12 protein-coding genes are annotated in these 19,283 nt (G+C 45.8%); 4 read left to right on the forward strand and 8 right to left on the reverse strand.

Going from position 1 to position 19,283, the window contains the following annotated elements; genetic code table 11:
- Nucleotides 1–195 precede the first annotated feature (195 nt).
- Nucleotides 196–1,203: a zinc-dependent alcohol dehydrogenase family protein gene (locus QUA47_RS21625; protein WP_333432288.1), complete on the reverse strand. Its 1,008-nt coding sequence runs from the start codon at nucleotides 1,201–1,203 to the stop codon at nucleotides 196–198.
- A 91-nt stretch (nucleotides 1,204–1,294) separates the two neighbouring features.
- Between QUA47_RS21625 and QUA47_RS21630 the strand changes: the two genes are divergently transcribed.
- Both QUA47_RS21630 and QUA47_RS21635 read left to right on the forward strand, forming a co-directional pair.
- Nucleotides 1,295–2,509 (forward strand): transposase, encoded by a 1,215-nt coding sequence (locus QUA47_RS21630; RefSeq protein WP_333432271.1) that lies wholly within the window; start codon nucleotides 1,295–1,297, stop codon nucleotides 2,507–2,509.
- Between the two features lie 190 nt (nucleotides 2,510–2,699).
- Nucleotides 2,700–6,245 (forward strand): sensor domain-containing protein, encoded by a 3,546-nt coding sequence (locus tag QUA47_RS21635; RefSeq protein ID WP_445302537.1) that lies wholly within the window; start codon nucleotides 2,700–2,702, stop codon nucleotides 6,243–6,245.
- A gap of 162 nt (nucleotides 6,246–6,407) precedes the next feature.
- Here the strand turns inward: QUA47_RS21635 and ilvN are convergent, their stop codons facing one another.
- The 4 genes from ilvN to QUA47_RS21655 form a co-directional block, all read right to left on the reverse strand.
- Nucleotides 6,408–6,926, reverse strand: coding sequence for an acetolactate synthase small subunit (ilvN, locus tag QUA47_RS21640; protein WP_039887977.1), 519 nt, complete (start codon nucleotides 6,924–6,926; stop codon nucleotides 6,408–6,410).
- Nucleotides 6,927–7,276: 350 nt separating this feature from the next.
- Nucleotides 7,277–8,089, reverse strand: a complete 813-nt coding sequence (locus QUA47_RS21645) for a carbon-nitrogen hydrolase family protein (RefSeq protein WP_333432273.1) — start codon at nucleotides 8,087–8,089, stop codon at nucleotides 7,277–7,279.
- Between the two features lie 252 nt (nucleotides 8,090–8,341).
- A complete protein-coding gene (psaJ, locus tag QUA47_RS21650) occupies nucleotides 8,342–8,470 on the reverse strand; it encodes a photosystem I reaction center subunit IX (RefSeq protein WP_106151078.1) in 129 nt (42 codons plus the stop codon).
- Between the two features lie 117 nt (nucleotides 8,471–8,587).
- The gene (locus QUA47_RS21655; RefSeq protein WP_333214796.1) at nucleotides 8,588–9,076 is read right to left on the reverse strand and encodes a Photosystem I reaction center subunit III; all 489 of its coding nucleotides are present in this window, start codon (nucleotides 9,074–9,076) and stop codon (nucleotides 8,588–8,590) included.
- Between the two features lie 330 nt (nucleotides 9,077–9,406).
- On the opposite strand from QUA47_RS21655, the gene tsaD reads away from it, so the two are divergent.
- Nucleotides 9,407–10,480, forward strand: coding sequence for a tRNA (adenosine(37)-N6)-threonylcarbamoyltransferase complex transferase subunit TsaD (tsaD, locus tag QUA47_RS21660; protein ID WP_333432274.1), 1,074 nt, complete (start codon nucleotides 9,407–9,409; stop codon nucleotides 10,478–10,480).
- A gap of 88 nt (nucleotides 10,481–10,568) precedes the next feature.
- On the forward strand, nucleotides 10,569–11,057 hold the full coding sequence (locus QUA47_RS21665; RefSeq protein ID WP_333287512.1) for an N-acetyltransferase family protein: 489 nt from the start codon (nucleotides 10,569–10,571) through the stop codon (nucleotides 11,055–11,057).
- Nucleotides 11,058–11,353: 296 nt separating this feature from the next.
- Here the strand turns inward: QUA47_RS21665 and QUA47_RS21670 are convergent, their stop codons facing one another.
- The 3 genes from QUA47_RS21670 to QUA47_RS21680 all read right to left on the reverse strand — a co-directional run bounded on the left by QUA47_RS21670 (nucleotide 11,354) and on the right by QUA47_RS21680 (nucleotide 18,191).
- Nucleotides 11,354–12,094 carry an HAD family hydrolase gene (locus QUA47_RS21670; RefSeq protein WP_333432275.1) on the reverse strand — a complete coding sequence of 247 codons (741 nt, stop codon included), beginning with the start codon at nucleotides 12,092–12,094 and terminating at the stop codon, nucleotides 11,354–11,356.
- Nucleotides 12,095–12,335: 241 nt separating this feature from the next.
- Nucleotides 12,336–16,556: a chemotaxis protein CheB gene (locus QUA47_RS21675; RefSeq protein WP_333432276.1), complete on the reverse strand. Its 4,221-nt coding sequence runs from the start codon at nucleotides 16,554–16,556 to the stop codon at nucleotides 12,336–12,338.
- Between the two features lie 225 nt (nucleotides 16,557–16,781).
- A complete protein-coding gene (locus QUA47_RS21680; RefSeq protein ID WP_333432277.1) occupies nucleotides 16,782–18,191 on the reverse strand; it encodes an adenylate/guanylate cyclase domain-containing protein in 1,410 nt (469 codons plus the stop codon).
- Between the last annotated feature and the right edge of the window lie 1,092 nt (nucleotides 18,192–19,283).

The raw sequence follows: 19,283 nt of genomic DNA on the forward strand, positions 1-19,283 counted from the left end.
CCATTGGTTAGGCTTCATAGCTTGTTTGCCAGCGACCCTTGCCGTTCAAAATTGACGTTCATAACAGGAGACTCGATCGCGCTCCTGTGGTCTGCTTAGTCTAAACTCCAGTTGGTGAACCCGCCCTACAAAAATCGCGGTTCCTCGACCGGACATGATATCAGTTGTGAATTTCTTATTTAACCATCCGCATTTTTAACCAGCCGCAATTTCAAGCACTATTTTACCGGTTACCGATCCTGTTTCTAACAGTTCGTGAGCGGCTTGCGCTTCTTCGAGAGGGAAAGTTTTGCTGACGTGAATTTTTAGCAAGTTGCGATCGCACAAACGAGCACACTTCTGCAAAATATGAGCCTGCTGTTCCTGTTCCTCCACCAAACCTTCCAGCATCGGTGTTAACATTAATTCCAGACTAATTCTCAGATTCCGCATTCTCGCTGTTTTCAAATTGCCCAAAGCTGGATCGGGTTCCAAAATGGTTACCAAATCTCCATAAATCTTCACAGCCGGAATAGTTTGGTAAAAAGTTTCTCCCCCGACTGTATCGAAAGCCAAATCAACTCCTTGTCCTTGAGTCCAAGTCAAAACCTCATCGACAACATTGGTATTTTTGTATAAAATAACTGAATCTGCACCTAAGGGCTTGACAAAATTGGCTTTTTCCTCAGAACTGACAGTCGTGCAAACCTCTGCCCCCTGCAACTTCGCCAACTGTACCGCGACGTGGCCGACACCGCCAGCACCAGCTTGAACCAGCACTTTTTGGCCGGCTTGCAAGCGCCCTCGATCGTACAGCGATTCCCAAGCTGTAATTAAAACTAACGGTGCCGCCGCCGCCTCCACAAAACTTAAAGCAGCAGGCTTGAGGGCGAGAAACCGTTCGTCTACAACGGCAAACTCAGCATAAGTACCGATCGACCCGCCCAAACCGCCATTGCAGAAAAAAACCTCGTCTCCCACTTGGAAACTTTGCACACCAGCACCGACAGCCTCTACGACTCCAGCACCGTCGCACCCCAAAACGTGAGGAGTTCTCTCGGGGTAAAAAGTGCCGCGCGATCGCAACTTAGTATCGATCGGATTGATACCCGCCGCTCGCAACCGTACCAAAACTTCAGTTTCTGTTTGTATAGTAGGGGCGGGGATATCTTGCAGTTTCAATACGGACGGGCTTCCGGGCGTGTGAAAAACGATCGCTTTCATCATGGGTGTTACACTAGATCAGATAATCCCTAGACTTTATTGTATATTGCTTAGCAAAGCAACAAAAAACTTTTCGTTTCTCCCAAAATTTATGATTGTTGTTGAAAGGCCTTACATAGATGGGCAGCATCAGTTTTATAAACAGTTTGATGACTTATCGTTTCTGTCGATAAATCTCTACAATCCTGGTAAATATTATATGAGGAAACACTTTTTTACTTCGGTATCTAAAGTTGGTAGTACCAGAATTATCAGACAGTTATCTGCCCTCTTAAAACCTACAGACGGCTCTCAATCATTCCCTGTTAAAAATAGCACTCAAGTTCTCAAACGAGTTGTTCACGATTGGGAGGATGGTCACAAGTCAAGAATAGCTTCTGATCGAGCTCTACCTCGATTTTTATTTCTCCCCAGCATCTCCCAATACAAACATAAAATCTGGCGATGTAACTTGTTAAGTCATGATAACCAATCGAGAAAAAAAAGGGGAGGTGACAAAAATAATGGACTACTTCATTTATCTCGAAATGACATAATAATTTCTACAAAATTTCCAACTTTAATCAAGGTAAGGAGAGGTTTTGCAACAGCGAGCTACTTTGTTGAGGTTGCCAATCAAAAGCCTGTAACGTTGGTGGATTTAAATTGCCACCTCAGACTAGGTAAACATTTAGGGATTAGTAACCTCGTAGTTGTGGCATCCAATAAGCCAACATTTACTCCAACTATCTATGATAAAAAACATCACAAATCAATCAATCAAGGTTTCAATCAGCGCAAAGCCTTTTTACGGTCAAAACTTCACCAGGAAAAATCTACGACGCGCCAAATCCAGCAAATCACCTTTAATCAAAACAAGCGATTAGAAAACTACCTTCATCAAACCAGCAGTTTGATTGTCAAGCAGTTGGTGGATGAGAAAATAATCCAGTTAATTAGTGGTACCAAGGTGAGGGATAAACAAAATATAAGATTAGAAAAGAAGCATCAGCATTTTGTAGTAATTTCTCATACCCAGCTCATAAAATTTCTTACTTACAAAACGGATTTATTCTGTCTCAAGGTAATAGTTACACAAGCATCTTATACAAATAAGCCCAGCTTTTGGGATTTAGAGCCTGTGGGTAAGGAAGAGTCTTGCCAGGGTAAGAGAGGTAAACGAGGGTGGTTTAGCTCTTTCAATGAAAGTCGGATTAATGCTGATGTGAATGCAGCGTTAAATATGATTATAAAAGTAAACGTAAACTCACCCTTAGAGGAGTGCCACAACTGTATATGTGTTTGCAATTTCACCAGTCCGGGTTGATCCTGTACGAAAAAAACAACAAAAAGTTCGGTAATGTCAAGTATTGCCAGGTTTTTTGTGAACTGTTAACTCTCTTGTCGCCTTCACGGCGATCTGAGCTTGTATTCGTTACCCATCCGTGACGATACTTAGTTATTTTTAAATAGATTGGCTTCAGATAACTACAACAATTGTCGAGCGGTGCTAATCGATGTTCGAGCTAGATTTATTTTTTTACTTTGAGATTCTTGCATATTTTCTGGGATTATCGGCGACTTTAGCCTTGGTGTCCGCGATTTATATCAAGTGCCACCGAAGGCCATCTAGTCTACCGCTAGCCCACGAGCAACGGCAGTTGGCAGAATTAAAGCCCGACGATTTATCTGCGGGATTGAAAATGCGGAAAAACTTTTTGATTTTCCCGAACTCAAATCTGTGGCCGGCAACTGACAGCTTCTTGGGTAAAGTTTTAGGTAGGGGCCGCGCTGTATTCTTCGCCAAGCAAGAGCGCCTAAGTGTGAATTCTTCGCCTATTGTGGGGCCTGGAACCTGCAAAAGCCTAAGTCTGGGCATTTCGGGTTCGATGGGAGAAAATGTCGATCGCCCGAATGCCGAAAATCCTCCCAAAGTTACTGCTTCCGAGCAATTAGAGGAACATTTGCTGGGCGAAATCCTAGCAGCTACTGATTCGCCGGGGGGAGCTGAATTCTTTGATGCCTTAGTTTGCCACTTAGCCTCAGCACTAGGAGTTCGCACCGCCGTCGCTGCCCAATCGATTAAGTCGAAGGCACGCACCAATGCTGCGGCCAATAGATTGCAACTTATCAGTTTGTGGAGCGACGGACAGCAGCAGCCAAACTTTGAGTGCGACACCGCCAATACTCCCGAAGCGCGGGTGCTGGAGGCGGGAATGTATTCGTGTCCCGACTACCTCTGGGAAACCTTTCCAGAAGACCGCAGACCGATAGTTACAGGTGCGCGCAGTTTCCTGGGAGTCTTGCTGAAAAACTCTTACGGAGAACCTTTAGGCATTATTTGTATTTTTCACGATCGACCCCTGGTCGAAGCACATCTTGCCAAATTCCGATTAATTCTCAGCATCTTTGCCGGACGGGCCGCCGCCGAATTAGAGCGGCAGCGCCTAGAAGCAGCACTGTCCACTGTAGAAGCGAAATACTGCGCCCTGGTAGAACAAATGCCCGCTGTCACCTACATTTCTCCCCTCAACCGCAAGGCTGCCAAACTTTACATCAGCCCGCAAATCGAGACTTTTCTAGGTTATTCTGTAGCTGAATGGAGAGCAGATCCCGACCTGTGGCTGAAACTCGTTCACCCAGAAGACCGTGACCGCGTGTTAGTTGAAAACGCCACACAGAAATTCACTGATGGAGAAGATATCTTCTGCGAGGGGTCGCTGGTTTCAGAATACCGCGCGATCGCCCGCAACGGTCGAGTCGTCTGGTTCCGCGATCAAGCGACCGCAGTTCGCGATGAAGCAAGCAAGTCTGTCATTCTTCAAGGGGCAATGTTTGACATCACAGAGACTAAAGTAGCAGCCAGCGCGCTGCTAGAAAGCGAATACCGCTATTACACCTTGGCAAAAATACTGCCGGTGGGGATTTTCCGCGCCGACGCTGCTGGAGATTGCTTGTACGTCAATGAGCGATTTTTGGAGATGGCGGGACTGACTGCGCTAAAGGCAATAGGCGAAGGTTGGGCACAAAGTGTGCATCCGGAAGACCGCGAGCGTGTTTTGAGCCAGTGGTATCGCGCTGTCACAGACAAGTTGCCCTGTAAGTTAGAGTACCGTTTTTGCAAGGGTGACTTCACAACCTGGGTCTTTTGGCAAGCAGTGCCAGAAATGACCAAAAGCGGTGAAGTTCTAGGCTATCTCGTCACGTTGACGGATATCACCGATCGCAAGCAGGCAGAATTCGCGCTGCAACAGGCGGAAGAGAAATACCGCAGTATCTTTGAAAATGCGATCGAAGGCATTTTTCAGACAACGCCCGACGGACGCTACCTCAGCGCTAACCCTGCTTTGGCGAGAATTTACGGCTACGAGTCGGCCGCCGAATTGATCGCGAATATCCAAGACATAGACCGCCAACTTTACGTCGATCCCAATCGGCGCGTCGAGTTTTTGCGCGCGATCGAAAAACACGGTTTTGTGTCTGAGTTCGAGTCCCAAGTTTACCGCGCTGACGGCACTACTATCTGGGTTTCCGAGAACGGCCGGGCAGTTCGCGACCCTGACGGAAATTTACTTTACTACGAAGGCACTGTCGAAGATATTACCCTCCGCAAGATAGCAGAAGATAAGTTAGTACACGATGCTTTGCACGATATGCTAACCGGTTTGCCCAACCGAGCTTTATTTATGGATCGCTTGGGGCACGCGATCGCTCTTTCAAAACGCCGTCCCGAGATTTTGTTTGCCGTGCTGTTTATCGATCTCGATCGCTTTAAGGTTGTTAACGACAGTTTGGGGCATTTAGTGGGCGATCGGTTGCTGATCGCGATCGCGCAGCGCCTGGGAATCTGTTTGCGCGCTGGAGATACTGTTGCCCGTCTCGGCGGCGACGAATTTGCTATTTTGCTGGAAAATATCAAAAGCACCGAGGATGCGATCGTGATTGCCGAACGAGTGCAAGCGGAACTGGCAGAGCCTTTTTACCTTAACGAATATCAAGTTTTTACCAGTGCTAGCATTGGGATTGTTTGTTCTGGTTTTCCTACCTCTCCAAGGGAAACCAGCAAACTGTCGAGCCTCGAAAATCTGGGAAATATCGATCGGGAAACTTCTTTGTCTTGCTTATCTTCCGACTCTCCTGTTCCCCCTGTCCCCTTACCCATGTTGTACGATCGACCTGAAGAACTGCTCCGAGATGCAGATGCTGCCATGTATCATGCGAAGGGATTGGGTAAAGCTCGCCACGAAGTTTTTGACTTAAGTATGCACACTCGCGCCGTCGCCCTTTTGCAACTGGAAAACGACCTGCGACGCGCTTTAGACTCCCAGGAATTTCAGCTTTACTATCAGCCCATCGTCTCTCTAATCAGCGGTAAAATCAGCGGTTTTGAAGCGCTGCTGCGGTGGTATCACCCGCAGCGGGGTGTCGTATCTCCTGGCGAGTTTATTTTAGTAGCTGAAGAAACTAGATTGATTATACCTATGGGCTGGTGGATGATGCGATCGGCTTGCCGTCAGATCCACGAGTGGCACGAAACATTCCCAACAAATCCGCCGCTGACTGTCAGCGTCAACCTTTCTAACCAACAATTTAAACAACCGGATTTAATCGATCGCATCCGCGAAATTTTACAAGAAACTCAGCTTGACCCCCGCAGTTTAAAGTTAGAAATTACTGAAGGCGTCATCATGGAAAATGCCGAATCAGCAGTCGCTATCCTCGCGGAATTGAAAAAATTAGAAATTCAATTATATATTGACGATTTCGGCACTGGCTATTCTTCTTTAAGCCGCCTGCACACTTTTCCAACTGATGCTTTAAAAATCGATCGAGCTTTTGTTAGCCGCATGACTGAAGATGAAGGCAACGAAGCGATTGTACAGACTATTTTAATTTTAGCCAGTCATTTAGGTATGGATGTAATTGCTGAAGGAATCGAAACCAGCGAACAGCTTAATTTACTCAGAGCCCTGCAATGCGAATACGGACAAGGATACTTTTTCTCAAAGCCGATAGACAGCATGGCAGCCACACTTTTGATAGAAAGTCAACCCAAATGGTAATTAGTCATCAGTCATTAGTCATTAGTTAGTAGTCATTGGTAAAAGGAAAGTGGGAAAAGGAAATCGGGAATTGGAAATTGGAAATTAGCAATTGGAAGTTAAAACATTCTTCCTTCTTCCTTCTTCCTTCTTCCTTCTTCCTTCTTCCTTCTTCCTTCTTCCTTAAAGTTTCGCTTCCAAAGACTTGAGAAACTCAGTATTGACCCCCGACTCCCGCGTCAGGGCAATTTTCCCAGTACGAGCAATTTCCTTAATCCCAAATCTATTCAGAACCTGGACGATCGCCACCATTTTACCGGGATCTCCCACAACTTCCAATGTCAGCGTATCATCACCAATATCCACAACTCGCGCTCTAAAAATTTGAGCTAACTCAATTATCTCCGATCGCGTCCCGCTAGCAGCATTAACTTTCAGCAACATCAACTCCCGTTCCACACAGGGAATTTCTGTTATATCCTGAACTTTAAGCACGTTAATCAACTTGTACAGTTGCTTTGTCAACTGCTCGATAATTTGGTCATCTCCCGGTACAACCATCGTAATCCGAGACACTCCCCCTTGTTCCGCCGGGCCAACAGCCAGACTTTCAATATTAAAACCCCGACGGGCAAACAAACCAGCAATTCGAGTGAGGACACCCGCTTCATCTTCAACTAAAACCGAAAGAGTGTGTTTCATTTATCCCAAAAAGACGCATTTCGTGCAATTCTACTTTCGCCAATTCGCCTTTTAGCAGAAGTGCACGCCCATTGAACCTGCATTAGATATTTTATCGCGAGTTATTGGCCGTTCATCTGCGGGAAAAAACAATATATTAAGCTGTCGGGGCCAGAGTCACGTCCGATCGACAATATCACTCATCGATCGGCGTAAATCCGTCCCCACCCGCTTATTGTTGTCGATCGCACCCACACGATCTAAGTTTTTTTGTGTACGAACCGACACAATTCCTCGCTAGAATAAAAAGTTTTCAGGTTTTGTCGTTGACGGGGACTGAAATTTTGAGATTAATTAATCTCAAAATTCCTTCAAATAAAAACCCGGTGTTGCAGAGATGGCATCTGGCGGCGGACTTGTTCTAGTCGATCGGGATTAATTTCTGCGATCGCCACACCCGGTTCCTCTCCAGCATCCGCCAAAACCGTACCCCAAGGGTCTATAATCATCGCGTGACCGTGAGTTTGACGGCGGCCGTAGTGGCGGCCAGTTTGTGCCGGGGCAATCATATAACAAGTATTCTCGATCGCCCTAGCTTGCAACAAAACCTTCCAGTGATCCTTGCCAGTGTAAGCAGTAAACGCCGCGGGCACGAACAAAATATCAGCCCCCTTGTACGACAAATGCCTGTACACTTCCGGGAACCGCACGTCATAGCACACCGAAAGTCCCAGCGTCCCCAACTCCGGCGACACATAAACCGACGGCAAATCTTCACCAGCTTTCACAGTGTTCGATTCCCTGTAAGTAATGCCGTCGGGAACATCCACATCGAACAAATGTACTTTTCTGTACCTTGCCACTTCAGTGCCGTTTGGGTCTACCAGCAAACAAGTATTGTATACCTTCCCCCCTGCAGTCGGCACTGGAAATCCGCCGCCCAGAATCGTTACCTGGAACCGTTGGGCCATCGTTTTGAGGAATTTTTCGCTTTGGAGTCCGATCGCCTCTGCTGAAGCAATCTTTTCCTCCTCTTCTCCCATAAACGAGAAATTTTCTGGTAAGGAAACTAACTCCGCACCCCGACGCACTGCCAGGTCGATTAATTCCTCTGCCTGAACCAAATTTTTTTGCAGGTGAGGCAAGCTAGTCATTTGAATTGCTGCGGCGATATAAGACTTCATCGATTCACAATATTAGTCATTAGTCATTTAGTCATTAGTCATTAATCATTAGTCATTAGTCATTGCTAACTAATTTGATAACTAAATAGTTGATATCCTTGGATTTTACCTATTTATGCGCTGTCTAGCATGAACTGGTATGGTTTGAGAGTTTTGATATTTGAGTTTTAAATTAACCTGTAACTCATAATTCAAAAATCAAAACTCTCAACTTTTCACTCCTAGGTTTTGCAACCTAATTTCCCTCAAATCTTAAGGCATCGGATGGAAAAGCAGGTCGGGGAAAAAGCGGTTAAATTCAATTAAAGCCGCGCCTTGAATAGATAGCCAAAGGATAGCCAATACTGGTGCGGTCGAAAGAAACTTGACAAAGTATTGCATGAATTCTGCTCCTGAAAATTCGAGACAGTTGGTAATTGCCGATCGGTCTACGCCTAATTGCTAATTTGCAGTTAATTACTTAACTGTTAGCTATTAGCTCTTCTCCATTTCCCAATTTTAGCGGGGGGAAACAGTAATTTCGTCTTCCTTGGCAAACATTTCACCGCTGGTGATTGATGTGATAGCTGCCAGAGGCCATAAAACGCCGCTCAGCATACATTTGATGGCCAAAGGAACGTCGATAATAATCTCTTTTTCCTCTGGTGTTGCTGATTTTTTGGTAACTTGCAGATAAGAACGGCCCACCCAACCAATCCAACCTGCCATATACAAGAACAGTATGCTAGGAATCAAAAAGTCCCCTGCTCTGCTCAAGTTGCCGTCTACGATTAAGTGCGGGTATCCTTCCGGGCCGCACATAGCTTGAGAATAGCGATCGAATCTTGCTTTCGCAGATGCCGGGTCGCCATTCGTAGAACGCGCATTTTTAGCCAGTTCCTGGAATTCGGGAGAGTCTTTGCACGGCACTAAATTGTAAGCCGAAGCAACTGGAGCAAAACTGAACCAGACACTCAACACTAAAATTGCAGCAAACAATCGTCGCATGGAATTGTTTCCTTTTGTTACAAAACAATAAGTTTTTGTACAAGCATTTCAACTTGCCAATCTGGAACCCAGATTACCGTGTTTGTTGACAGTGTAAAGTATCCATCATTGATGCGGCAAATCCCAATAGAGTGAGGGATTCCCGTTTTGATAGGTCAATGCTGAGCTAGCAATACCGCGAGGATATTCCTTCATTGCATCAGATGATGGCCTTACCTGTCGATCGGGCAAAAATCCCTTAACAATAACCTGAGTACAGGTAGAGCGGGGGACTTGCACCGAATTAGTTAAGCTAGCAATAACTAACCTATCAAATAAAATTACCAGTTAATGGCAACCATTTTCGCAATCGAAACAAGTTGTGACGAAACAGCAGCAGCAATTGTTAAGAATCGTCAAGTTTGCAGCAATGTTGTAGCATCGCAAATTAAAATCCACGAGCAGTTTGGCGGGGTAGTACCGGAAGTGGCTTCGCGGAGTCACCTAGAAATGCTCAATCAGGTAATTGCCCAGTGTCTCGGTGAAGCAAACCTGAGTTGGTCAGAAATTGACGGCATTGCAGCGACTTGTGCCCCCGGTTTAGTAGGTGCATTGTTAGTCGGGCTGACAGCGGCGAAAAGCTTGGCAATAGTCCATCAAAAACCTTTTTTAGGCGTCCACCACCTCGAAGGGCACATCTACGCTTCTTACCTTACCGAACCCGACTTGCAGCCACCGTTTTTGTGTTTGTTAGTTTCCGGGGGACACACTAGCTTTATTTATGTCAAAGATTGCGGCGTTTATGAAACTGTAGGACACACGCGCGACGACGCCGCCGGCGAAGCTTTTGATAAAGTTGCGAGACTGTTGCAGCTAGGATATCCCGGCGGGCCGCTGATTGACAAATTGGCCGCCCTTGGCAATCCCCAAGCATACCCTCTACCAGAAGGCAGAATTTCTTTGCCTGGTGGCGGCTACCATCCTTACGACAGCAGTTTTAGCGGCTTGAAAACCGCAGTTTTGCAATTAGTACAGAAACTCAAGAAACAAAATAACAATGTGGGTGCCGAAGGCATCTTGCCTGACTCTACAATTAATGATATTGCGGCCAGCTTTCAGGAAACAGTAGCCAAGGGTTTAACAAAAAGAGCGATCGACTGCGCCGTAAATTTCGGGCTTACCACTATTGTAGTGGGGGGCGGAGTTGCAGCAAACAGCGGACTGCGAAAAAATTTACAAGCAGCAGCCACAAAACACAACTTGCGAGTATTGTTTCCGCCATTAAAATATTGTACTGACAACGCAGCAATGATCGGCTGTGCGGCGGCAGAACACTTGCAGCGAGGACACAAATCGCCGCTGACTTTGGGAGCAAATTCGCGGATGGCCCTCAGCGATATTATGGAACTGTACAAGAGTCATTAGTTATTAGTCATTAGTTAACAGTTAACAGTCAACAGTCAACAGTCAACAGTCAACAGCCAACAGCCAACAGTCAACCCTCAACCCAACGATGAAAATCCGCGACGCAGAAGACAGCGATTTGCCAGCAATTGTCGGAATATATAACGCAGCAATCCCGGGCAGAATGGCCACAGCAGATTTAAAACCAGTCTCAGTCGAAAGCCGCCTCCCTTGGTACAGAGAACACTGCCCCACTTCCTGGCCGATTTTGGTAATGGAATCAGAACAAAATATTGTTGGCTGGCTGAGTTTTCAGCTTTTCTACGGACGCGCCGCCTATCAGCATACAGCAGAAGTTAGCATCTACGTCGCACCCGATCGCCAACGCTGCGGAATCGGACAAAATTTATTGCAATCGGCAATTGTGCGGAGTCCAGAATTGAAGCTTAAAACTCTCATAGGAATAATTTTTGCTCACAATCAGCCGAGTGTAAGATTGTTTGAAAAATTTGGCTTTCAGCGGTGGGGATATCTGCCGCAAGTTGCCGAACTTGACGGTGTTGAAAGAGATGTCGTAATTCTCGGTTTGCGTTGTTAGCTGTAGGGAAACCGCAATGCTTTTTATCGTGTTAACTTAAGATTAAAAACCTTTGTACCTCTCGCTTATAGCCGAGGCCAGATCCCCCTAAATCCCCCTTAAGAAGGGGGACTTTGAATGCTCTTTCTTGTCCCCCCTTCTTAACGGGGGGACGAAACAGAAGACTCTTCTCCGTTAAAAAGGGAGACTTTGAACACTCTTGTCCCCCCCTTCTTAAGGGGGGTTAGGGGGGATCTGGACTCAGGTACAAGCGAGATTTTCCCAAGCAAAACCTGCCCCGGCGATGTGATGTTTGCTCAATCTGCTAAAATTTTAATTTCATCCAAAGATGCGATCGCCACATCAGCATTTTCCAAATGACTAACCTGGGCCTTCCCCCAACAAATCCCGATACACCCCGCCGCGCCCGCATTTTTACCCATCTGAATATCGCCCGCTGAATCTCCCACCATCAAAGTTGCTGCGGGATTTACTCCGAGTTTCTCACAAGCTTCCAAAAACAATTTCGGATCGGGTTTGTGAACCGTTGAATCAACTCCCATTTCTAACTGAATGTAGTCACCTAATGCGTGGTGTTTCACAAATTTCTGCACAACCTCCGTCGTAGCCGCCGAAAGAATTCCCAGTTTTAAACCCGCTTCCGAAAGATATTTCAGCACTTCCAAACTGCCGACAAATAAAGGAGAAACAGCACTATTTTTAAACATTTCGTCAGCTTCGTCAAAAGCGCGGCGCGCAATAGTTAAAGATTCCAGCCATCCCCTGCCGGTTTCCGCGATGTATCCCGCTGCAACAATCTCATTTTCCCTGCGACTACCCACTGCTAGCAAGCCCGTGGGGTCAATGCTGCCGCCTTCGATACCGAAAGCCATTTGTAAAGGCTCTCCAACGCCCGGAATTTGAGCGTCTGCGAGGCGCGATCGCTTAATCCCCAACAGTCTCAAAAATTCTTGAGAATCCTCTAGAGTGCCGTCTTTGTCAAAGATTACGGCTTCGATATTTGAGAACGTAATACCCCGACATTTAATATTTACCAAGAATCTGAACTCCGTAATTTTTATATTTTTTTTTATTTTCCCATATTGCGCTCTTTTTGGCAATTCTTAATTGCCCGCAATCGTTGTGTTACTACAAAATCCTGATACAACATTAGACATCTCCAATAATTATTGTGGAACAGCCCTCTTGCCTGTTCAAAACAGGCTTTTTTGGAGATGACTCTTGTTGTGTCCCTACAAATTTAGGACACAACATTGTTTTGTCCCTACAATCAATAAATTAAAATCGTCCCGCTAAATTGGCAACCATTAATGCTAGTTGAACGGGCTGCACTGGTTTGGAAATATGCGTTTTAAAACCCGCTTCGATCGCCCTTTCGCGTTCTTTATCGCTCGCATAAGCAGTCAGCGCAACCGCTGGGATTTCTCCTCCGGCTTCTGCAGCAAGAGCTCGCACTTCTCGAATTAAGAAATACCCATCTCCCTCTGGCATTCCGATATCAGAGATTAGCACGTCATATTTGCCGGGATTTTCAGTCAAAGCGGCGATCGCACTTCTGGCAGATTCCACCGTCAAAACCTCAGCCCCGTAGCTTTCTAGCACAAATGCTAAGAGTTCGCGCGTATCGCTGCGATCGTCTACAACTAAAACGTGCAAGCCTTCGAGAGAGGGGACAATATCGGTAGAGGCCTTCAAAGGCGCAGCCAAAGCAATTGTTTTTAAATTGATAGCCGATGTCAACTTTTGAGGCAAGGCTACCAGCGGCAATTTCAGAGTCATTGTACTTCCTTGTCCCTCACCCGGACTATCCGCTTCCACCGTTCCTCCGTGCAATTCTACCAGATGACACACGATCGACAAACCCAATCCTAGCCCTTGATTCCGCTTATTGCTGCTGGAATCGACTTGATGGAAACGATCGAAAATATACGGCAAAAAGTCTGCCCGAATGCCTTTTCCCGTGTCGCTGATTTGAAGTTGAGCCTGATTCTCGATCGCCGACAGCGTTACTTCCACTCCTCCTCCCGCCGGAGTAAACTTAATTGCATTAGACAGAAGATTCCACACAACTTGTTGCAATCTATCAGCATCGCCTAAAACAGTGGCAGAACTCAACTGCGAAACAAGTTGAATATTTTTGGCATCCGCTGATAATTGAACCCCATCCAGCGCAGCTTGCACCACCAAAACCAGATCCATCAAATTGGTATTAAGAGCGAGCTTGCCGCTCGTAATCCTGGCAATATCCAGGAGATCTTCGATTAACTGAGATTGCGTCCTAGCGCTGCGCTCGATCACTTCTAGAGCGCGATTAGCCGCTGCTTCCTTAAGCACGCCGGAGCGCAGGATTTGTGCCCATCCCAGGATCGGAGTCAGGGGATTGCGGAGCTCGTGGGAGAGATTGGCGAGAAATTCATCTTTAGCACGGTTAGCACTTTCTGCTTGTTGGCGGGCAAACTGTTCATGCTCCAATAACTGCGCTCGTAGTATCTCCAACTGCTTGCGCTCGGTGATATCCTCGATCGACAACAGAATCATTAAAGCTCCATCTTCTCGTTGAAGTTTACAAGCATTAAGCAGCATGGTTTTGGGCCCGATGTGCTCAAATAGATGCTCCAACTCAAAGTTTTGAAGCTGAATATCACTAACCAGAATATCTTCCAATATCGATCGTAATTGGGGGATATTCCACTGCCCGTTTCCTAGCTCAAACAGCGAAGATTGCGCTGTTTCTGAGGATGAAACCTGAAACGTTTCATAGAACGATCGATTTGCTTTATTCACTCGGAAATTAGCATCAAGCGCGACTAAAGGCGTTTGCACAGTTTCCACGATGGTTTCAGCGTAATTTCGGGCTTCCTCCAAGGTTCTGGCACTGCGTTTTAGAGAATCAATATCGATCAAAACCATCACCACACCGTCAATCTGGTTTTCTGTTGTGCGGTAGGGACGAATGCGGAGATTGTACCAATATCCCGATAAAGTTTGGACTTCTTGTTCGTGTGTCTGGAGAGTATCAATCACCTCCAACATCATCTGTTCCAAGTCCGGAACGTCAAGAGTCGATCGGATGTCGCTAAAGGGTCGTCCAATATCTGTGGGAATCAGATTAAAAAGTTCCTGCGCCGTTGGCGTAAAGCGTCGAATCTCTAAATCGTTTGTCAGCATTAAGATCGGGATATTGATACTAGCCAGCAAATTAGTCAGATCGTTATTGACGAGGCTTTGTTCAATATTTCGACTGCGAAGTTCCTCGTTAGTGGTGGTGAGTTCCTCGTTAGTAGCTTGAATCTCTTCTTTGGCAGTTTCTAATTCTTCGTTGGTGCTTTGCAACTCCTCGTTGCTCGATAGGATTTCTTCGTTCGCAATTTTGAGGTCTTGGTTGAGATTTTCCTGATCCTGGATCAGCGATTGCAGGTGCACTTGAGCATCAGTTTTTTCTTGGTTAGCGGTGGCAAGTGCCTGCTTCAGGCACTTATTTTCAGAAGCTAAATCATCTTGATCGCAGCTTTCAGAAGTGACGATGCGGAAATTGATCACTGGCGGTAAAACCTCTTCAAGTAGCAGTAAAAAATAGCGTGCTGTGAAGGTGTGCGGCTGGAACGGCATCACCTCAATATTGACGATAGTCGATCGTCCGCCCGATTCAACAACAACCCTTTCTTTCCTAACGGTTACGTTCTGCGTCTGGGCCTGATAAATTGCGGTGCGAAGCTCAACAAGCAAGCCTGGCCTTGCCATTGTCAGCAAGTTTAAGTCCGGCGTTCCGGCTGCCACTCTCAAGTAAGGATCGATGTCTCCCCGCACTTGCAGGATTTTCATCTCCTCGTTGACAAGCACACTGGCTGGGGCATAGCGATTCAAAATCAGTTGCTCAGTTTCTCGCTGCAAGTCCAAGCTATTTATCAAAGTTTCTTCATTCATTTGCTGTTGTTGAGCAGCTTTAACGACGGGATAGGAACTCGGGGTAAACGAAAAAGTGGGACGAGTCGCGGTCAACTTTTTGGCATAAATTTTATTTTTTTTATCGACTGTAGTAAATAATGATGAAAATTTTCCGGTGCTCTCAGAAGTGCCTAACAGGAGAAAGCCTGTTGGGTTAAGACTGTAATGAAAAATCGGCATCACTTTTTTTTGCAATGACTCTCCCAAGTAGATCAGCACATTGCGACAGCTAACTAAATCGAGATTGGAAAAAGGCGGGTCGCTACCTAAGTCTTGTCGGGCAAATATACACAGTTCGCGGACGGCCTTGCGGATTCTATAACCACCTCCTGCTTCGGGGCGAATAAAGAAGCGAGTACGTCGTTCTGGTGAAACGTCTACCATCTGGTTTTCTAAGTAGAAACCAGACCGGGCTTTGCCGATCGCCGCCTCGCTGATATCCGTGGCAAAAATCTGGATCGGCGGCGGGATAAGTCGATCGCCCAAAAACTCTAACAAGCAAATGGCGATCGAATAAACTTCTTCACCTGTGGAACATCCCGCCACCCAAATCCGAATCGGAGCATTTGCCGATTTATTTTGGGTAATCGTGGGGAAAACCACCTCTTTTAACTTTTCAAAGGCTTCGGAATCGCGGAAGAAACTGGTAACGTGGATCAGGATTTCTTCATACAAAGCTGTGACTTCAGCCGAATTTTGTTGAAGGTGTGTGGCGTAATCATCCAAGCTCTCCAGCTTGTACAATACCATCCGCCGCTGGATGCGTCGAGCGATCGTGGTGGGTTTGTAGGGGCTAAAATCAACGCCTGTGGTCGATTTCAGCAGTGCAAAAATAGTTGCCAGGGCATCTCCCGGTTGGGGCGATTCCTCAACTTTTGCTAGGGAAATCGGGTCAGTGAGAAGGGGACTGTGACTATAGTTTGCCAGTTCCTCGGCAATTTTTTCCGGCGTCAGAACAAAATCGACATTCCCTGTAGCAACAGCGGTAGTCGGCATACCATCGAATTTTGCCGTGTCTTGGGATTGAGCAAAAGTCATGCCTCCGGCTGCTTTGATTGCCTTGAGCCCCTCTGAACCGTCTCCGTCTCCCCCGGATAATACTACGGCGATTGCTTTGTGGCCGCGATCGAGCGCCAATGATGTAAAAAAGGCATCTCCCGGCATATATTTGCCATAAATCTTCTCGCGAGGGGATAGTTGCAGCAAGCCTTTACATACCACCATCTTGGTGTTGGGCGGAATAACGTAGACTTGATTTGGCTCTACAGCTACGCCGTCTTGTACCTCATTCACAGGCATTTGCGTCGTTCTGGCGAGAATCTCGGTGAGCAGGCTTTTGTGATCGGGCGCTAAATGCTGAATCAGCACAAACGCCATACCCGTATCGATCGCTAAATGGCTGAGTAACCCCGTGAATGCTTCCAACCCTCCTGCTGAGGCGGCAATCCCAACGATGGGAAAGGGGGCGTCGGTGACGGCTGATTCTTCGCTGTCGAGGGCGGCTGCTGCGATCGATGCGGGTGTATTTTCTAGAGATAATTGAGGAGAAGTCATGATGAGAAGTCCTCGACTTCAGTTATTGAGCGGCCAACATCTCTGGTAAGGATGCCGCTGATTAATTCCGACTATTTTTGTCAGAGCTTACGTAAGTTATCGGCATTATGAACCTCCATTAAGGATGATCTACACTGTTGAGGTCATTATCTGAGCGCGATCGAAGAACTCTGGTAGCGATTATAAGAAGAGACTGGCAATAACCAGGTATATCTGCTTACGTACTTAATTTCTTTCAGCTACCAGTGTAGGAGACAGCGCGATTACTGATTCCGTATTAATTCTAGCAGTATAGGCGACTTGTGGGCCTTGTATGCCCTTTAAATCTTCAACACGTTTTTGAATTTCGGACACTCCAGCAGCTTTTAATGCTGTTAAAAATGCTTGGTCGCTGTAAACATCTTCGGAAAACGAAACTTCGCCACTTTTAGAAAGATTTTGAAGGCGGGCGGCTTTGTTGACTGTGGAACCAAAATAGTCTAGCGAGTTATTAAGATTTACGAGTAAAGCCGTATTTCGGTGAATGCCAATTCTGACTTGAATCCACTCTGCTTGCGGGCGAGTTAAATTGTACTCTCTGAAACGGATCACAGCAGCGGCGGCTGCCATAATTGCTTGTTCGTTGCTGATAAATGAAGCCATGACGGCATCGCCGATGGTTTTAATGACTTTACCGCCAACTTTCTCGATCGACTCAAAGAAAATTTCAAAATGATCGCGCACAATATTGTAAGCTTTAGTATCTCCCAGCGTTTCGTACATTCTGGTAGAACCGGTAATATCGGTAAACATAATAGTAATCGCCCGAATCTTGACTCGCTCTCTTTCCGAGATTACTTGATCGCCGAACAAACGCTTATAATCTGGGTGATGAAGCAGGTGGATTCCTGATAGCCGCAGGGGCAGTTGTTCTAATCTCAGTTCCTGGGGCAATTCATCTGAATGCAAAATCAGCCCCGATAAATTGTGATCGGTATTAGTTAGTTCGAGCTTAACTTTTCCCGGACGCACGGCTAGCTCTGTTTTGTCAAAATCTGGACCGGCTAACTGCTTGAGTTGAATTTCTTGTATGGCTTCTGTTTTTTCGCCTTCAACCTTTAAAATCCCTTTAGCTAAAGTGAGGGGACAGCAGTACCGATATCGACCGTTTTCTAAGGTAACTATCTCCGATTCAGTGCAGTATAAAGGCGTTACCAGTTGCAGTTTGCTCTGGAGTACGGGAGGGGGAGCGCAGACGGGTCGCAGTTGCGGGTCTTCGATTTCTTTGTTTAGAGAAAAAGTAACCTCGACGCGATCGAGCAAATCAATTTTAAACTCGCGCTCGCACATCGGGCAAAAAGACAATTCTGATGTGTCTGCCAAATCCTTGAATTCGTCTGTAATCATGTTGCAGTGGGGGCAGTGAATATCCCAGTGCAAGTCGAAGGCACCGGCTTTCACTCCGTGCAGAAATTCCGAAGTAATTCTTTTAATATTCTTGACTGTATCCCCTGCTACGTAGTAAGGGTTAATTCTCAATCTCTGCAAAATGTGGGACCCGATTAACCATTTTTCGATTTGGTCGATCGTTCCTTTGCTAGCATTGGGACGTTTTTTTAGCTGTTCTAATTTTTCTTTTAATAGTTCGATGTTCATGATCCACTTGCCTTTGAGCCTCAGGGCAAGAAATTTATAATAATTTTGTTGTATACTTTGCTCGTCTGGTTGGTTCTGGCGTGAGAATTTTGATGAGTTTGCACCTGTGCGGATTTCTCTGCCCTTGATAAATCTTAACAAATTAGCACCATGAAGGCCATGCCTATTTAGGCAGATTGATCGCGCTGTCATTTGTTTTAATTCAAAGTGCGATCGCTGCATCGGTCTACAGAAATATCTTAAATCTCGGTAATTAAGAATTGGGAATTGGGAATTGGGAATTGGGAATTGTCAACCGCCCAGCAGCGACTAATATCGTTTCCGGTGGCATCGGAATAATAAAATCGAGTCAACAGTTAACACTCAACCATTCAGTTTTGCGACCCACCCGTCAACAGTCAATCGATTTTAGATTTTATATCAAATCCGTTAGCATCGGAATAGTAAATTCGAGTTCACTGTTGACGGTTGACTGTTGACGCCGTGAACAGTCAACCGTCAACAGTCAACCGTCAACATCATTCCGGTGTAACCGGAAATGATATTAGATTAAAGATTAAATAATTGAAGCATTGACCCCACGGATAAATTCGGGCGCTTGTTTATCGGAGACAAGTTTTTTATTTCTCCACGGATGAATCCAGGGGCTTGTATCCTGGATGCTTTCGGTCAACAGTCAATCGATTAAAGATTAAAGATTAAAGATTAAAGATTAAAGATTAAAGATTAAAGAATTGAAGCATTGACCCCACGGATAAATTCGGGGACTTGTTTATCGGAGAGACGTTTTTTATTTCTCCACGGATGAATCCAGGGGCTTGTATCCTGAATGCTTTCGGTCAACAGTCCATCGATTAAAGATTAAAGATTAAAGATTAAAGATTAAAGAATTGAAGCATTGATCCCACGGATAAATTCGGGGACTTGTTTATCGGAGACAGGTTTTTTATTTCTCCACGGATGAATCTAGGGGCTTGTATCCTGGATGCTTTCGGTCAACAGTCAACAGTCAACAGTCAACAGTCAACAATAATTCCGGTGCAACCGGAATTGATATAATAATTAATGACTAACTAAAAAAAAAGAGGGAAA

It is taken from the genome of Microcoleus sp. MON2_D5, from assembly GCF_036701905.1.
Classification (GTDB): Bacteria; Cyanobacteriota; Cyanobacteriia; order Cyanobacteriales; family Microcoleaceae; genus Microcoleus.

Coding starts and splice junctions, on each gene's coding strand:
- QUA47_RS21625 (WP_333432288.1), bottom strand. CDS start 1,203: ATGAAAGCGATCGTTTTTCACACGCCCGGAAGCCCGTCCGTATTGAAA.
- QUA47_RS21665 (WP_333287512.1), top strand. CDS start 10,569: ATGAAAATCCGCGACGCAGAAGACAGCGATTTGCCAGCAATTGTCGGA.
- QUA47_RS21630 (WP_333432271.1), top strand. CDS start 1,295: ATGATTGTTGTTGAAAGGCCTTACATAGATGGGCAGCATCAGTTTTAT.
- psaJ (WP_106151078.1), bottom strand. CDS start 8,470: ATGCAATACTTTGTCAAGTTTCTTTCGACCGCACCAGTATTGGCTATC.
- QUA47_RS21655 (WP_333214796.1), bottom strand. CDS start 9,076: ATGCGACGATTGTTTGCTGCAATTTTAGTGTTGAGTGTCTGGTTCAGT.
- QUA47_RS21645 (WP_333432273.1), bottom strand. CDS start 8,089: ATGAAGTCTTATATCGCCGCAGCAATTCAAATGACTAGCTTGCCTCAC.
- ilvN (WP_039887977.1), bottom strand. CDS start 6,926: ATGAAACACACTCTTTCGGTTTTAGTTGAAGATGAAGCGGGTGTCCTC.
- QUA47_RS21635 (WP_445302537.1), top strand. CDS start 2,700: ATGTTCGAGCTAGATTTATTTTTTTACTTTGAGATTCTTGCATATTTT.
- QUA47_RS21680 (WP_333432277.1), bottom strand. CDS start 18,191: ATGAACATCGAACTATTAAAAGAAAAATTAGAACAGCTAAAAAAACGT.
- QUA47_RS21675 (WP_333432276.1), bottom strand. CDS start 16,556: ATGACTTCTCCTCAATTATCTCTAGAAAATACACCCGCATCGATCGCA.
- tsaD (WP_333432274.1), top strand. CDS start 9,407: ATGGCAACCATTTTCGCAATCGAAACAAGTTGTGACGAAACAGCAGCA.